The sequence below is a fragment of the uncultured Microbulbifer sp. genome (genome assembly GCF_913055755.1).
In the GTDB taxonomy this organism is placed as follows: Bacteria; Pseudomonadota; Gammaproteobacteria; order Pseudomonadales; family Cellvibrionaceae; genus Microbulbifer.
Genome location: NZ_CAJXKH010000086.1, coordinates 1 through 16252 on the forward strand (window position 1 = coordinate 1; position 16252 = coordinate 16252).

Genomic DNA, 16252 nt, shown 5'->3' on the forward strand with positions numbered 1-16252 from the left:
CTGGGATTCCGCGAGCGCGAACATCTGCAGGAGTGGCTGGCGGCCAACCCGGAGGTGCTGGGCGAGGAGCTGCTGGTCATCCAGAAGGAGTTCGACGGCTTCGACGAGACCCGCGAGCGCCTCGACCTGCTGGCGCTGGACAAGCAGGGCCACCTGGTGATCATCGAGAACAAGCTGGACGATTCCGGCCGCAACGTGGTGTGGCAAGCGCTCAAGTACGCCTCCTACTGCGCCGGGCTGACCAAGAGCCAGATAATTGCCATCTATCAGCAGTACCTGGACAGGTACGAGCCCGGTCAGGACGCGCAGCAGCGCCTGAGCGACTTTTTTCACGGCGGAGAGCTCGACGATGCCGAGTTCGACGAGCTGAGCCTGAACCCCGGCTCAGACCAGCGCATCATCTTTGTCGCCGCCAACTTCCGCCGCGAGGTCACCTCTACCGCCCTGTGGCTGATGGAGCACCGCATCCGCATCCAGTGCATCAAGGCGGTGCCCTACGCGCTGGGGGAGCAGCTGTTCCTGAGCCTGGAGCAGATCATCCCTGTGAGGGAGGCGGAGGAGTACCAGATCAGCGTCAATGACAAAGCCGATGCTGAGCGCCAGGAGCGGCGTGGTATCCCCAACCGCCAGCGGGTACGCAAGCAGTTCTGGTCTCAACTCTTCCCTCAGCTGGAAGAATCGGGCATTGACCTGTTTGCCAATGTAGCACCGAGTATCTACCCGGTACGCAAGGTGGACGTGCCCGGCGAAGGGGTGCGGATTGCCATACAGTTTACCCAGTCAGAGGTGCGGGTGAAGCTGATCTTCCACCGCAAGAAAGGCCTGCTGAACTACCAGCAGTTCGACAGTGATTCTTTCATCGCCGCGATGCCGATGGAGCTGCGGGAGGAACCGACACCGGGCAAAGCACAGAGGTTGGTGGCGGCTTTCCCTGTGGCCGCATTTGATGATGAAAACTGGCCGGCCATCAATGCGTGGCTGGTGGAAACACTGCAGCAGCTTATGGATACTGCCGAACCTGAATTACAGAAAATCGGTATTTCCTTCACGCCAGGATAGATGCGCTAAGAACGCGACTGACAATAACGACAATAAAAATGGGGGACATGGGGAATGGATTCTGCTGTGCAGACGGGATGGGTACAACCGCCCAAACAGATCGGTGGGCTAGATCACCTGGGGGCGCAAGCGCCCTGCATCAAAATATACAGTCAATTGCTACCCGGGATCACCAACGTCACCGACAGAGCGCGGTACTACAGCTTTTACCCCTGGGTGTTCACCGAATTCGATCGCAACGGCTGGCGCGCTGAATCGGAGTGGGCGCCTAGGCTGCGGCGGGCGGAATGCCTGCTTACCTTGATTGCGCACTTCCACAGTCATACCGCCGACGATGATGACGAGCACGGCGATGCGATGGTGGGAAGCAATACGCTCGACAAGGCTGCCGCACAGGTTGCCGCGGGTGCCACGGTCAGGCTCTCTGATTTTGCCCACCAGGATTCGGAGCAGGGTAACCGCTATTTCAAGAATCCCTACGGGGGGCTGGGGCAGTATTATTTCGGTGTGCTGGAGGAATTGGGCCTGCTCCAGGGGGAGTCGGTCAAAGGCCTGCGTGTCATCAAAGAGACCGGAAAGGTGCTCGCGCTTGCGGTATCCAAGCACGTGCCCGGAGAGGATTTCATTCGCACGCTCGAAGGTGACGTCATCGATGCCGAACGGCTGCGGGCGCTGAGTGCCTTCTGCTTCTGCAATCTGAAACGTGCCGCGGAAGAAGCAGAGTACCTGATCGGTGTGTTTGCCAAGGGATTGACAGCCTTGCACCCGGAATATGTCCCCTCCCTGGAAGAGGCGGCGGCTACGACGGCGCGTGCACAGAGCCTGTCGCTGCTTTGCAACCTGGCAGATCAGGCGGCGGATGCAGATGTACCATTTGATGTTCATGCCTTCAGCGGGATGATCTATAGCGGCTGCAATCCAGCCAGCGAACGATTACGGGTACCGGATGCGCTCCAGGGCGTCAGCGCCACCTGGCAGGTATATCAGCGCAACGAGCTGCTCGCGGTGGCTCTGCAGGGGTTGCTGCATGTACAGGTGAAAGCGCTGGAAGTGAGTGGCGAGCGCCTGGATAACACCCGTGCGTTCTCTGACTGGTTTTGGCAGGAGTCTCTAGGCCACGAGCTATTGTCGAACTTCCCTGTGAGCACTGCAGCAGACGTTCTGCAAGACCTGTATGGCCGCCTGCCTCAGTTTGCTCTCTGGCAGGAAGAGGGTCACGAAATTACGCTGATGCGCGAAGTGGGGAGCCTGGCGGGTAGAGAGGACGGCACACTCAGTGATGCACTCAAGGTACTCCGGGGTGCGATGACTATCCTGTCGGCCTTGATATTGCGGCCAGAGAACCAAAACGGATATGGGGAATTCGCTTTCCCGCCGGGTTACCTGCAGGGGTACCCCGTTAACCTCAATACCTTGCCTGCCGCGTGGCGGAGTGAATTAGCGGCACAATCACCCGCAGCGGGGTTTGCCCAGCTGTGCCGGCGCTTTTGCCTCGATGCCCACCTCCGTGTGGCGATGCGTAAACTGCGTCAGCAGGGCCAGAATACCTTCCGTTTCATTCCCGGGGAAATGGGCATTACGGTTCGCAAGGTGCCAGCGGCTCCCAATACCAGCCCCCGCTTTACCCAGGCGGTGCGAATACTCACAGACTTGGGGCTATTGCAGAGGGCTAACGGCCTGGTATGTACCACCGCTCGTGGTAGACAGTTCGAGGAGCAGGTGAATGGCTGAAGGTATTTCTCTTTTCGACGAAATCAAGAAGGGTGGTTATACCTCCTGCCTGCTCTCTACGTTTAACGTGGATTTGAGCTTCTATGAAAACGTGCTCCTGCCCAAGATGCGCAGCGCCGGTATCGACCACCAGGCGCTGTTTGTTGATCAGGGGATGCTCCACCAGGCGCTAGAAGACTACACGCCCCAGTCAGCGGGCCTAACCTACAGTCTTGCACCGATGAATTGCGGCGGAGCCTTTCATCCGAAGTTGCTGCTGTTGCTGGGTAAAAACAAGGGTCTTCTAGCCGTTGGCAGCCACAATGTCACCTTGTCCGGCTTTGGCAGGAACCTGGAAATCACCAACGTCGTGCGCTTCAAAAGAGGCGAAAACGAACAGTCGCTGTCATTGTTTCATTCCGCCTTTCGTGCATTTTTGACCTGGCTGGAGGACTACGGCGCTGCTCTGCCAAGGGAGATTGCTGCGTCGATTAACAAGGTGCCTAAGCTGGTCAGCTGGCTGAAGCCCAGTTCGGCGACTGCGATGCCCGGCATGCAGCTGGTTTGGTCCAGTGCAAGTACAGGGAGCCTCTGGAGTCAGGTGGCCAGTGAGATACCCAAGGAAGATTTGCGGATATACGGGGTCTCAGCGTTTTTCGATAAGCAGCTGGGGTTTGTAGATGCACTGGCCGCTTTGCAGCCACTCTCCTTTCACCTGGGGATTCAACAGCGATTCGTCAAGGCACCGAAAGGGCTGCTGGACACGGGCTCGGCGCGGGTAGTTGAAGCTAGCTCCGTGCTTCTTCCGAGTGACGAGCAGAACCGGTACTCCCATGCCAAGCTGCTGTATCTGCAGGGTAGCGCGCGTAGCTGTCTGATCTCCGGCAGCGCCAACCTTTCGGCGCCAGCCTGGCTGAGATCAGGGGTGAACAGCAATGCCGAGGCCGTTCTGGTGAGGCAGGACCAAGATATTGATGACATCGCGCAGTCACTCGGATTGCCCCGGCTAGCTGATGCGCCACTAGTAGACTCTCTGGATCATCCGTTGGAGCAGGAGAGCGAAAGCCAGGAAGCCAGTGCGGTTATTTGTGTGCTGCCTGTTTTGGGGGGCGAAGATATCTCCATCCCGCGGGCACCGGAGTGGGGCGATCACTTGAGCCTCGGTTTCTTCGACAGCAACGAAGTTTGGCAGTCGCTGGATTTTAAGTTGGTGGCCGACGCCATCCTGGTGCCAGCAGAGCGGGTTCTTGGGCAGTCTCTGATTCAAGTCAGAGTCGAGGGAAAATTAGTCGCCACGATTTTGCTTCACCATGTGCGGGAAATTGAGCGTCTGAGTCATACAGGGCTTGAGCGAAAGGTACGCCAAGCGATGGGCTCTATTGATACCGATGCCATTGATCTGGGGATGATTTTCGATTGCATTAGTCAGCTCGAGGAAAATGACATTCGGGGAGGTAACCGTGTGGCAACGCTGGCCCGAGAAGCGGGGGTTGTGGCCACGGGCGAAGCCGAGGTTCCCGGTTCTCTGTTGGCCGACCTGGATGGTCCCGGTGGCAACGCCGGGCAGATCAGAAGTCGGCTTAACGTTGCCGATGATGTAGGTCTTATTCTGGACGTACTCATTCGAACCTGTGACGAGTCGAGCTTTTTCGCCGAGCGCAGTTCGATCGAAGATAAGTTCGGACGTTCCGAAGAAGAAGCTGTAAATGCCGATGACGATTTGGCCCCGGTCGATTCGATAGGCGTTGAAGAAACCAGGTTGAACTGCGTAAAGCGGTTTGATCGCGCTATCGCCAAGTTGAAAAAAAGTTTAGATGGCGAAACAAAGCGTGGTCTCTCTTCTGCTCTCGGTTTGGCCATGTTTATGCAGAGGGTGGTTCAGGCCAAGGGAGAAGACTGGGTATCGCCTACTGCATGTCGGGACTTGCTCGCTGAACTGTGCAGAAACTTCCTCCGTGATAACGATGAATTCTTTAGCGCAGCCAGTGACGAGTCCGTCTTCACCACCCGGGAGTGGTCCAGGTTCGTGGGTGTTTTGGGATGGCTGGCTTATGTCGCTGGGATCAGACTGCGCTCCCGATTGCCGCTTTCGGCCCAGCTTGAGGACAAGGCTGTCGTTAGATGGGAGAACGCCTGCTGGTTGTACATTGCACAAAGAATCCGAGAAGACCAGATGGCCAGAGAAACGGCATCATCCATTGTTTATGCCAGCGGTGACGAGGGCATCAAGCAGTGGTTCGAGGCGCTTTTGAACTTTGATGGTAAAAGCCTGCTGAGTTCACTAACTGGCTTCGATTTGGCGAGCTCGCCCAGCGGTGCTTTCCCCGGATATCGACTGGTGACAGAGGGGGAGGAAGAGCTGCACTTGGCCAAGGTCGCCGGGCCTGGCGAAATTTCCCGATTTCGGGCGGACAGGCTTTGTCTTGTCGCTGATGTGATGGAGCTAACGGAACCAGCATGATTACCGAAGACCAGCTTGAAGACCTCTGCCAGACCTGGTTCGAAGACACCGGTTACCAGGTTATTCAGGGCGAGGCGATTGCGCCCGATACCCCCGATGCCGAGCGCGATGACTGGCAGCAGGTGATCCTGCGCCCACGCCTGAAGGCCGCGATCGAGCGCCTCAACCGCTACCTGCCGGAGGTGGCGCGGGAGGAGGCCTTCCATGTGGTCACCAACCAGGAAGCGCCGGTGCTGGCGCAGGGCAACCGCGGGTTCCACAAGCTACTGGTGGATGGTGTCAACGTCGATGTGGCCGGCAAGGAAGTGACCGAGGGCGTGTTCGTGCGCCTGATCGACTTCGAGAGCCCAGAGAATAACGATTGGCTAGTGGTGCGCCAGTTCACCGTGGTGGGCCAGCGCAAACGCCGGCCGGACATGGTGGTGTTCGTCAATGGCCTGCCGCTGGCGGTGATTGAGCTGAAGAACCCCGCCGATGAGAAGACCGATATCTGGGCCGCCTACAACCAGATCGATACCTACAAGGAGCAGGTCCCGGATTTGTTCGTGCCCAACGCGGCACTGGTGATCTCGGATGGTCAGCAGGCGCGACTGGGTTCGCTCACGGCCAATCAGGAGCGCTATCTGCCTTGGCGCAGCATCACCGGTGAGCGGGATGAGGATATCGGTAAGCTAGAATTGGAGGTGCTGGTGCGTGGCCTATTTGCGCCGGAGCGCTGGCTCGATTACCTGCGCCACTTCATCATCTTCGAAGAAGACCGTGGCAAGGTCATCAAGAAGATCGCCGGCTACCACCAGTTCTTTGCCGTACGCGCGGCGACCCAGACCGCCATCGAGGCGTATCAGGCGGGAAGTAATCGTGGGGGTGTGGTGTGGCACACCCAGGGCTCGGGCAAGAGTATTTCCATGTGCTGCTTCGCCGCCAAGCTGGCCGGCAGTGCGGAGCTGGGTAATCCGACCCTGGTGATCGTCACCGACCGCAATGATCTGGACGGGCAGCTGTTCCAGACCTTCAGTGCGGCGCGCCAGCTATTGCGGCAGACACCGGTGCAGGCGGACAGCCGCGATGAAGTGCGGCGATTGCTGTCGGCACAGGCTTCCGGCGGCATCATCTTCACCACCATCCAGAAATTTGCCTTGCTCGACGGGGAGAGCCAGCACCCTGCGCTGAGCGAGCGGGACAATGTGCTGGTGATCAGCGATGAGGCGCACCGCAGCCAGTACGGCCTCAAGGCGCGACTCACCGAGTCCGGTAAGTACCAGTACGGGTACGCCAAGCATTTGCGCGATGCCCTGCCTCACGCCACCTTCGTCGGCTTCACCGGTACCCCCATTGAGCTGGAAGACAAGGATACCCGCGCGGTCTTCGGCGACTACATCCATGTGTATGACGTGGAGCAGGCGGTGAAGGACGGTGCCACGGTACCCATCCACTACGAATCCCGCTTGGCCAAGATCGAACTGAAGGAGGACGCGCTGCCGCTGATCGACGCCGAGGTCGATGAGCTGACCGAGGCGGATGAGGAAGAGGCCGGAGAGCGCTTCAAAGGCCGATGGGCTGCATTGGCCGCGGTGGTAGGGGCCGAGCCTCGGATCAAGCAGGTGGCCGGTGATATCGTCCAGCACTTCGCCACACGGCAGTCCGCAATTCCCGGCAAGGGAATGATCGTCTGCATGAGCCGCGCTATCTGCGTGGATATGTACAACGCCATTACCGCGATCCACCCGGAGTGGCACGATACCGATACCGAGAAAGGCGCTATCAAAGTGGTGATGACCGGCTCTGCCTCGGACCCTGCGCACTTCCGCCCGCACATCCACCCCAAAGAAACCCTGAAGCGCTTCGAGCAGCGGGTGAAAGATCCCAGCGACCCCCTTCAGCTGGTGATCGTGCGGGATATGTGGCTCACCGGCTTCGATGCCCCCTGTCTGCATACCCTGTATATCGACAAACCCATGAAGGGCCACAACCTGATGCAGGCGATTGCGCGGGTAAACCGGGTATTCGGTGACAAGCCGGGTGGGCTGGTGGTGGACTATATCGGCATCGCCACCGAACTGAAGGAGGCGCTGAAGACCTATACGGCGAGCCATGGACGCGGTAAGCCAACAGTCGATGCTCACGAGGCGCTGGCAGTGCTGCTGGAAAAACTGGAGGTAGTGCGGGCGCTGCTGCACGGTTGCGACTATTCCGACTTCGCCAGCCGGCCGCTGGAACTGATGGCACCGGTGATGGACTTCGTACTTGGGCAAGAGGAAGGCAAGGCCCGCTACTGCGACACCGTGTTGGCCATCAGCAAGGCCTATGCACTGTGCGGCACTCTGGATGAGGCCGCGACAGTGAAGGAGGAAATCGCCTTCCTGCAGGCCATACGGGCCGCCTTGATCAAACGCGGGCAGTCGGACAAGAAACTGACCGATGCCGAAAAGCAGGCGCGGATGCGGCAGGTTCTGAGCAATGCCATCGTCTCTGACAGGGTTGTGGATATCTTTGAGGCGGTAGGGCTCGACAAGCCGAACATCTCCATTCTGTCAGAAGAATTCATGCAGGAAGTTGCGGCGATGAAGCACCGCAATCTGGCGGTGGAGATCCTGGAGCGCCTGCTGGCCGACGAGATCAAGACCCGCAGCGCCAAGAACGTGGTACAGGCCAAAAAATTCTCCGATCGCCTCAAGGATACCCTGGTGAAATACCAGAACCGCTCCATCCAAACGGCCCAGGTGATCGAAGAGCTGATTGCCATGGCCAAGGAATTCAAGGCAGCTGCGAACCGAGGAGAGGAGCTACGTCTGAACGATGACGAGCTGGCCTTTTATGAGGCGCTGGAGATGAACGAGGCCTCGGTACGAGATCTCGGTGAGGAAGTGTTGCGCACCATCGCTATGGAGCTCACATTGCGGTTGCGTAACAGCACTACCGTCGACTGGCAGGTGCGTGAGTCCGTGCGGGCAAAGTTGCGGTTACTGGTGAAGCGGGTACTCAAGCGTTATAAGTACCCGCCGGACATGCAGGAGGAAGCGGTTGAATTGGTGTTGAAGCAGGCTGAGGTCCTATCGGAGGGCTGGGCGGCTTAAACCGGTTCAACATTACTGGCGATATCACCAGCGGTGCTAAAGCTTGTATGGAATGGCGGGTTGGTGGGCCCTCCGGGACTTGAACCCAGGACCTGCCGATTATGAGTCGGATGCTCTAACCAACTGAGCTAAGGGCCCCCACTGAGAGACGCCCGCGACGGTGCGCGAGCGGGTTGCAAAGTACTCGATTTTTTCAGGCAAATCAACGGCTTTGCGGTTGTGGCGGGGTTTGCCTCCCGGGTTACCAGGACCAGTTGAAGCCGAGGCTGGCGCTGCCGGCGGACCAGTCCAGGTCGTCCAGGGAGCGCTGGTAGCCCAGGTTCAGGAAGGCGCTGCCCAGTTTGTGTTCCAGCAGCACCACGCCGCCGCCGAATTCTCCCCAGGTGGCTTCCCGTTCCAGGTTCAGCTGCAGCTCGGCGTCGAACAGCAGCTGGTCGTTGCCGCCGAGGGTGTGCCAGAGGTTGCCGAACAGGTACAGGCGCAGGCCCAGGTCAGACAGTACCCCGTCGGTGTTGTAGCCCCGCAGGCCGGCGCGGAAGTTCAGTTCCGGGGTCATGTCCGGCTCCACCCAGGAAATGCCGTCGTTGTAGGCGCTCAGGTTGCTGTAGTTGGCGATTAACTGCAGCTGTGGTTCGAGGTTGAAGACGTCACTTGCGGGCAGGGTGAAGCCTTTCTCCGCCGACAGCGTCAGCTGGGAACCGCTGACGGTGCTGTCGATGCCGCGGGACGACTGGCTCTCCAGCTTGAGGTAGGCGACCTTGGCGGTGATATCCAGGTAGCCCATGTTGGGCCGGTAGTCGTTGAAGTAGTAACCCACATGGTGGCTGGTGAGCTGATTGCTGCCGGCGGCGTAGTCGCTGAAGCCGCGGGCAAAGCCGCTGACGTCTCCGCTGGCGCGGGTGCTACCGAGAAAAATGCCGGACTCCCGCGCGCCGCCGGTGCAGGTGGGGGCCGCATAGAAGTTGGTGCCCACCTGGAAGCCGGTAATGCTGCCATCGAAGCGGTTGCTGACATCCCCCTGCCAGTTGTAATCCGCGCGCAAGTGGTGAACCCGTACCCAGTCTTTGCTGCTGCCGTCAAACCAGCTGCGCTGTTCCCCGCGGCGTTTGTGGTAGCTGCCGATCTCCTGTAGCGAGGTGAGACGGGCGAGGGACTTGGCCTGGGCATACAGGGGGATTTCAGGGCGATACAGGCGCAGCGGTGCATCGCCGGCGGCGGGTGCCGTTGCTATCAATTGCGCTGTGGGCGATTCCGCGACGCTGTCGCCTGTGCTGAGCTGGTTGCCGTTAAATGCCGAGGCGGTGGAAAAGTTCTCACTCGGAGCTGTGGCGGCAACGTCCCCCGGTAGCAGGGTAGAGCGCAGGTACCAGTTGTCCGACTCCTCCGGCTCATCGGCGCCGCGGAACAGGAAGTACTCGTAGGGGCCTGCAGACACGGAGCCATTCATGTAGAAGGCGTTGCTGTTGGTGCTGCCGCCATCGCGGGTTTCCACTACCAGGATACCGTTTTCGGTTTCCGCACCGCTGCCGGCGAGGTGGTTGAACACCAGCTCGGTATTGCCGCGGGCCTGGCCGCCGCTGATGATCAGGCGGTCGGCGAGGCTGTCATCCCCTTCCGCCACCAGGTCCATATGAATGTGCCCGCTGCCTGTGAAATCCCCATAGACCAGCAGGCTGTTGGCGGTGGTGCCGCGCATATCGATGGTGCCGTGATTGATCACCGTGAGCGACTGGCCGCTGCTGGGGGCCACCGCTGTGCTGAGGTGCGGTACCAGCAGGGTGCTGTCGGCATCCACTTGTAGCTGGCCCGGCAGGCCGGCGCTATCGCCGAGGATCAGATTGCTGTCCAGGGTCAGTCTGCTGGCGTCTAATTGCAGGGTTTCCCAGTGCAACAGGCGCGCCGGGTTGCCGAGTGCAATGCCGTCGAGAACGAGCAGATCGTTGCCACTGCCGCCACTGACAACGGCGGTTTCGTCCCCTGCGGCAGGGCTGCCTGTGGACAGTGTGTAGCGGTCATCACCGGCGCCAAACAGGGTGTCGGCATTGGTGGTCTGAGACTGGGGAGAGAGGATACTTGCGAGCGCGATACTGAGCAGCGTAGGTGTGCAGGCGCCGAGCGCCTTTTTCCCATGACCCGCACGGGGATACGACATGATTCCATCCCTGGTTCGTTATTGGCTTGGCATTTGTTCACGGCACGCAGATCCATTGCATGCGCCAATTGGTACGATCGTTCAGGAATTTTAGTTGGTGGGCGGGGGGCTGCCGGGCTGGGTGCCCGGCGGTCACGAATTTTGTCGGGCTATCCCGCGTGCAGGTGGGGGCCTCAGCCGATCCAGCGCGGCAGCAGGATACAGCCCCAGGTGCTGAGCCACAGCAGTAGTGACAGGGAAACGGCGGCGGAGCCGGTGTCTTTGGCAATCTTGGATAGCGGGTGCTTTTCCGGGCCCACCCGGTCCACCACCGCTTCCACGGCGCTGTTGAGCAGTTCGACAATCATTACCAGCAGGGTGACCCCGACCAGCAGGGCGCGCTCGACGCCGCTGCCGCCGAGCCACAGGGCGGCGGGAATCAGGATGACCGCGAGGGAGACTTCCTGGCGGAATGCGGCTTCATTGCGCCAGGTGGCAATCAGGCCGGCCCAGGAGTAGCCGGTAGCATCGATCAAACGGGAAATACCGGTCTTGCCGGGCTTGTTCACGAACTGGTCTTGCATGGCAGTTTTCTTGCGCCCCATGGTTTGGATAAGGGTTGGTCCCGGTATGTGGACTTGGCAGCGGATTTTAACCGATGCCCTGTCAATAAAATGTCATAAAAAAAGCCCGGCGAGCCGGGCTTTTTATTGTGGACGATTTATTCGTCCAGGAAGCTGCGCAGATGTTCGGAGCGCGAGGGGTGACGCAGTTTGCGCAACGCCTTGGCTTCGATCTGGCGGATACGCTCGCGGGTAACGTCGAACTGCTTGCCCACTTCCTCGAGGGTGTGGTCGGTGTTCATGTCGATACCGAAGCGCATGCGCAGTACCTTGGCCTCCCGTGCAGTCAAACCGGAGAGCACGGAGCGGGTGGCGTCGTGCAGGCCGGTAGCGGTGGCAGTATCCACCGGGGAAGACTGGTTCTGGTCTTCGATAAAGTCGCCCAGATGGGAGTCTTCATCGTCGCCGATCGGAGTTTCCATGGAGATGGGCTCCTTGGCGATCTTCAGCACCTTGCGCACCTTGTCTTCCGGCATATCCATGCGCTCGCCCAGCTCTTCCGGAGTGGGTTCGCGGCCCATCTCCTGCAGCATCTGGCGGCTGATGCGATTGAGCTTGTTGATGGTCTCAATCATGTGCACCGGAATACGGATGGTGCGCGCCTGGTCTGCAATGGAGCGGGTGATCGCCTGGCGAATCCACCAGGTGGCGTAGGTGGAGAACTTGTAACCGCGGCGGTATTCAAACTTGTCTACCGCTTTCATCAGGCCGATGTTGCCCTCCTGGATCAGGTCCAGGAACTGCAGGCCGCGGTTGGTGTACTTCTTGGCGATGGAAATCACCAGGCGCAGGTTGGCCTCGACCATTTCCTTCTTGGCGCGGCGGGAGCGGGCCTCACCGATGGACATGCGGCGGTTGATCTCTTTGATCTGGCCGATATCCAGCTGGGCCTTGTCCTGGGACTGCTGCAGTTTGCGCTGGGCGCGCTGGATCTCTTCCGCTACCTGGCGCAGGGCGTCGGAGTAGTCGCGCTTTTTCTTGATGATCGCCGGGATCCAGTCCTCGTTGGTCTCGTTGCCCGGGAACTCCTTGATGAAGGTCTTGCGCGGCATGCGGGCACGCTTGATGCACATGCTCATGATCGCGCGCTCTTGCTCGCGCACGTCGTCGAGAATGCTGCGGACTTCGTTGTACAGCGGGTCGAACTGGCGCGGTGCCAGCTTGAAGAAGCGGAATACATCGCCCACGGCTTCCATGGCCTCGCCGGCCTGTTTGGAGTCGCGGCCGTGCTTCTTGATCGCGGCGTCGGCTTTCTTCTGCGCGGCGATCAGCGCCTTCATGCGATCGGCCAGCTCTTCCGGGTCGATGCCGCCAACGTTCTCTTCCTCTTCCTCGGAATCGTCATCGTCGTCATCGTCGCCGTCGGACTCTTCGTCGTCATCATCCTTGTTGCTGGACTTGGACTGCTCGGCGGCCTGGCCGGCCTGGGCGCCCGGGGGCACTTCGTCGGCGGGGTCGAGCCAGCCGGCGATCACGTCGGGGATGCGGCGCTCTTCCTTCTCGATCAGTTCGTATTCGTCGATGATCTTCTGTACCGCGCCCGGCCAGTAGGCCATGGCGGCCATCAGCTCGCGCAGGCCTTCTTCGATACGCTTGGCGATGGCGATCTCGCCCTCGCGGGTGAGCAGTTCCACGGTACCCATTTCGCGCATGTACATGCGCACCGGGTCGGTGGTGCGGCCTACGTCGGACTCTACCGCGGCCAGGGCGGCGGCGGCTTCGGCGGCGGCAATTTCGTCGGCGGAGCTGTCGCCTTCGGCCATCAACAACTCTTCGGCATCCGGGGCGCTTTCAAACACCTTGATGCCCATGTCGTTGATCATGCCGATGATGTCTTCCACCTGATCGGGATCGGAGATGTCCTCGGGCAGGTGGTCATTCACTTCCGCATAGGTCAGGTAGCCCTGCTCTTTGCCGCGGGCGATCAGCTCGCGGATGCGGGAGGTGGTTTTTTGCTGCTGGGTTTTGTCGGTCATGCACAACCCTGAAAACTTGGGGGATTAGTCGGGACTTTTGTTTGGACAAAGACGCGGGATTATAGCGTATTTGCGTAAGCAATAACCACAGTGACTGTCAAGGCAGTGGTGGCTCGGGTTGTCCGGGCGCCTGTATTCCAGAGCCCGCCGGTCTTTTCGCGGCGGGCCTGTGTATATGGTGCTGGAGAATGGGATTTCAAGGGGGTGTTTATATAAAGATGGGAGGCGGCACCGACACCGGGTATTGCCTTGCAAGACCCGGTATCAGCGCCTTCGCCGAGGGTCAGTCTTGTTTGCGCCGCCACTGGGCCAGCAGGGCCAGCTGCTCTTCTCCCAGCTGGTTGCCGCTGCTTTTCAGCTGGTCGAGCACGCCGCGCTTGCGCTGCTTTTCGGCGGCGTGGTCCAGGCGGCGCAGGCAATCGCTGAATTCGGTCTGCGGATCGTATTCCTGGTACTGGCCGTTCAGGGCCAGCATACGGGCGCCGGTCACCAGCTGCGAGTTAGCGAGATTGGCCAGTCGGTCACAGGAGTCGGCACCGTGGTGGGCGCGCCAGTAGCCCAGCAGCTGGTTGAGGTTGTATTCCGGGCGGGTCTTCAGCAGCTCCACCAGGTCGGCAAACAGTTGCAGGTCGGCGTCGTTGCTGTCGCGGAAGCGCTTGCAGTCTTCGATCAGCTGGGCCAGTTGCGGGTGGTGCAGCAGCAGGGCGATCAGCATGCGCTCGGCGGGCAGGCGGTACTGGCCGCTGCGCCTGGTCGGTGTTGCGCGCTGTCTCTGGCCAGGCTCTTCGTAACCCGGTTCCGGCGGGTAGTCGTCGTATTCTGGCGGTGGAGCGTCATAGTCCGCCGGTGGTCCGACATCACCGGGCGGCACCTGCACTGAATGGGGCTGGGCCGGCTGTGGCTGCGTCAAACGGGCCGGCGCGGTTTGCGGCTGGGAGGTGCCGGTCTGCGGGCGCGCACTGGCAGTCGCGGGGGCGGCGGGCTGCGCCTGCTGGGCGAGTTTGGCTGCGCGGGCTTTCTCCGCGGCGATGATCTCTTCCAGCATGTCCTGCTCGAGGCCGGTGCGCCGGGCCAGTTGCTGGAACATGAGCTGGCGGTAGACGCCGGCCTGCAGGCGGTCGAGTAGCGGTGCCGCGGCCTTGGACAGGCGCGCGCGGCCGTCCATGGTCTGCAGGTTGATACCCTCGCCCAGCAGGTCGAACAGGAAGTCTTCCAGCGGGCGGCCCTGTTCCTCGATCATCTGCTCGAAGCGCTCGCCGCCGATCTGGCGCACCAGGGTGTCGGGATCCTCCCCTTCCGGCAGCAGCAGGAAGCGCAGGCTGCGGCCGTCCTGCATGTGGGGCAGGGCGGCTTCCAGTGCGCGGCGGGCTGCGGTGCGCCCGGCCTGGTCGCCGTCGAAGCAGAACACGATTTCCTGGGTGTGGCGGAAGGCGAGCTGGATATGGTCCTCGCCGCAGGCGGTGCCGAGGGTGGCGACGGCGCAGCGGATGTCGAACTGGGCCAGCGCCACCACGTCCATATAGCCTTCCACCACGATCAGGCGTTTGAGCTCGCGGTTGGCCTGACGGGCTTCCCACAGGCCGTAGAGTTCGCGCCCCTTGTGGAAGATCGGGGTTTCCGGGGAGTTGAGGTACTTGGGCTTTTCGTCCCCCAGCACCCGGCCGCCAAAGGCGATGGTGCGCCCGCGCTGGTCGCGGATCGGGAACATGATGCGGTTGCGGAAGCGGTCGTAGTGGTGGCGCTTGCCGGGTTCGTTCTTGCCGCCCCCTTTTTTACTAGAGTTGCCATCGCTGTCCTGGCGGCGGATGGCGAGGCCGGCGCGCTCGAGCTGCTCCGCTTTTTCGGCGCTGGTGCCGAGGTGGTTGAGCAGATTGTCCCAGCCGGGCGGAGCCAGGCCGATGCCGAAGTCGCGGGCGATGGCGCCGCTGAGCCCGCGATTGCGCAAGTAGGCGATGGCGTTGCCGGCGGCGCGGTGGTTTTTCAGCTGGTCGCGGTAGAACTCGGCGGCCTTTTCCGTCAGCTGGTAGAGCCCCTGGCTCTCCTGCTGGCGCTTGACCTGCCCCGGAGCCAGTTGCTCGCGGGGAACGTCCAGTCCCAGGCTGGCGGCCAGCTTCTCCACCGCTTCCGGAAACGGCAGGCGGTCGTATTCCATCAGGAAGCCGACGGCGTTGCCGCTGGCGCCGCAGCCGAAACAGTAATAGAACTGTTTATCCGGACTTACGGTAAAAGATGGTGTTTTTTCATCGTGAAACGGGCAGCAGGCGGAATAGTTTTTCCCTGTCTTGCGCAGCTTCACCCGGCTGTCGACCACCGGAACTATGTCCGCGCGGGCCAACAGGTCGTCGATAAAGTACTGCGGGATCTTGCCTGCCATAGGGAGTGCTTGGCGCCCGTTAGAAAGAGGCTTTGACCAGCTTGCTCACCGCACCCATATCCGCACGGCCCTGCACCTGGGGTTTTACCAGGGCCATCACCTTGCCCATGTCCGCCATGCTGCTGGCGCCGGTTTCCTTGACCGCGGCGGCGACGATTTCCTGAATCTCGGCTTCGCCCAGCTGTTCCGGCAGGAATTCCTGGATCACGTCGATTTCCTGCTGTTCTACCGCCGCCAGTTCCGGGCGCCCGGCCTTTTCGTACTGGGTGATGGAGTCGCGGCGCTGCTTGGTCATTTTGTCCAGCAGGGCGAGGATGCGGGCGTCGTCCAGCTCGATGCGCTCGTCCACTTCGACCCGTTTGATCTCCGCATTGACCAGGCGCAGGGTGGCGAGGCGCGCTTTTTCGCGGGCCTTCATGGCGTCTTTGGTGGCGGTGGCCAGGGTTTCCTTGAGTGTGCTCATGGGGGTGATCCGTTCGCTGGTATTGTTAAATTGGTCGTGCGGTAAAGAGGGCTAAGAATAGCCCCAAGGCCTGCCGCTGCGGAAGTGCTGCCGTCGGCAGGTGGGATTCCGGCAATAAAAAACGGCGCGCGAGTCAGGCTCGGGCGCCGTTTTGATCGCGAACCGCGTTCGCTAAGCGTGCTGTGAGCGAGAGAAAAGGCTCTAACTCAGTAGAGACGCTGGAACTTGCGGTTTTCGCGCTGCAGTTTCTTGGCGTGACGCTTTACAGCAGCGGCAGCCTTGCGCTTGCGAACAGCGGTGGGCTTTTCGTAAAACTCGCGGCGACGTACTTCGGAGAGTACACCGGCTTTCTCGCAGGAGCGCTTGAAGCGGCGCAGGGCG

The 16252-nt window shown here is 60.7% G+C and carries 10 protein-coding genes and 1 tRNA gene; 4 read left to right on the forward strand and 7 right to left on the reverse strand.

Annotated features, from left to right (window positions below):
- From QZ511_RS13365 to QZ511_RS13380, 4 genes are all read left to right on the forward strand, one after another.
- On the forward strand, nucleotides 1-1059 hold a 1059-nt coding region (locus QZ511_RS13365; protein ID WP_295803047.1), incomplete at its 5' end, for a hypothetical protein.
- Nucleotides 1060-1113: 54 nt separating this feature from the next.
- Entirely contained in the window at nucleotides 1114-2790 is a 1677-nt protein-coding gene (locus QZ511_RS13370) for a hypothetical protein (protein WP_295803048.1), read from the forward strand.
- Complete coding sequence (locus QZ511_RS13375) at nucleotides 2783-5230, forward strand: hypothetical protein (protein WP_295803049.1); 2448 nt, start codon at nucleotides 2783-2785, stop codon at nucleotides 5228-5230. Before QZ511_RS13370 ends, QZ511_RS13375 begins: the two co-directional genes overlap by 8 nt.
- Nucleotides 5227-8304 carry a type I restriction endonuclease subunit R gene (locus tag QZ511_RS13380; protein WP_295803050.1) on the forward strand — a complete coding sequence of 1026 codons (3078 nt, stop codon included), beginning with the start codon at nucleotides 5227-5229 and terminating at the stop codon, nucleotides 8302-8304. The genes QZ511_RS13375 and QZ511_RS13380 overlap by 4 nt, the downstream gene beginning before the upstream one ends.
- A gap of 61 nt (nucleotides 8305-8365) precedes the next feature.
- On the opposite strand, the gene QZ511_RS13385 is transcribed toward QZ511_RS13380, so the two are convergent.
- From QZ511_RS13385 to rpsU, 7 genes are all read right to left on the reverse strand, one after another.
- Nucleotides 8366-8442, reverse strand: a tRNA-Ile gene (locus tag QZ511_RS13385).
- A gap of 103 nt (nucleotides 8443-8545) precedes the next feature.
- Nucleotides 8546-10456: an autotransporter outer membrane beta-barrel domain-containing protein gene (locus QZ511_RS13390; RefSeq protein WP_295803051.1), complete on the reverse strand. Its 1911-nt coding sequence runs from the start codon at nucleotides 10454-10456 to the stop codon at nucleotides 8546-8548.
- Nucleotides 10457-10629: 173 nt separating this feature from the next.
- Nucleotides 10630-11019, reverse strand: a complete 390-nt coding sequence (locus QZ511_RS13395) for a diacylglycerol kinase (protein WP_295803052.1) — start codon at nucleotides 11017-11019, stop codon at nucleotides 10630-10632.
- 137 nt (nucleotides 11020-11156) lie between these two features.
- The gene (gene rpoD, locus QZ511_RS13400; RefSeq protein WP_295803054.1) at nucleotides 11157-13034 is read right to left on the reverse strand and encodes an RNA polymerase sigma factor RpoD; all 1878 of its coding nucleotides are present in this window, start codon (nucleotides 13032-13034) and stop codon (nucleotides 11157-11159) included.
- 283 nt (nucleotides 13035-13317) lie between these two features.
- Nucleotides 13318-15408 carry a DNA primase gene (gene dnaG, locus QZ511_RS13405; protein ID WP_295803056.1) on the reverse strand — a complete coding sequence of 697 codons (2091 nt, stop codon included), beginning with the start codon at nucleotides 15406-15408 and terminating at the stop codon, nucleotides 13318-13320.
- Between the two features lie 19 nt (nucleotides 15409-15427).
- Complete coding sequence (locus tag QZ511_RS13410) at nucleotides 15428-15871, reverse strand: GatB/YqeY domain-containing protein (protein WP_295803058.1); 444 nt, start codon at nucleotides 15869-15871, stop codon at nucleotides 15428-15430.
- A gap of 206 nt (nucleotides 15872-16077) precedes the next feature.
- On the reverse strand, nucleotides 16078-16252 hold a 175-nt coding region (gene rpsU / locus QZ511_RS13415), incomplete at its 5' end, for a 30S ribosomal protein S21 (RefSeq protein ID WP_295803060.1).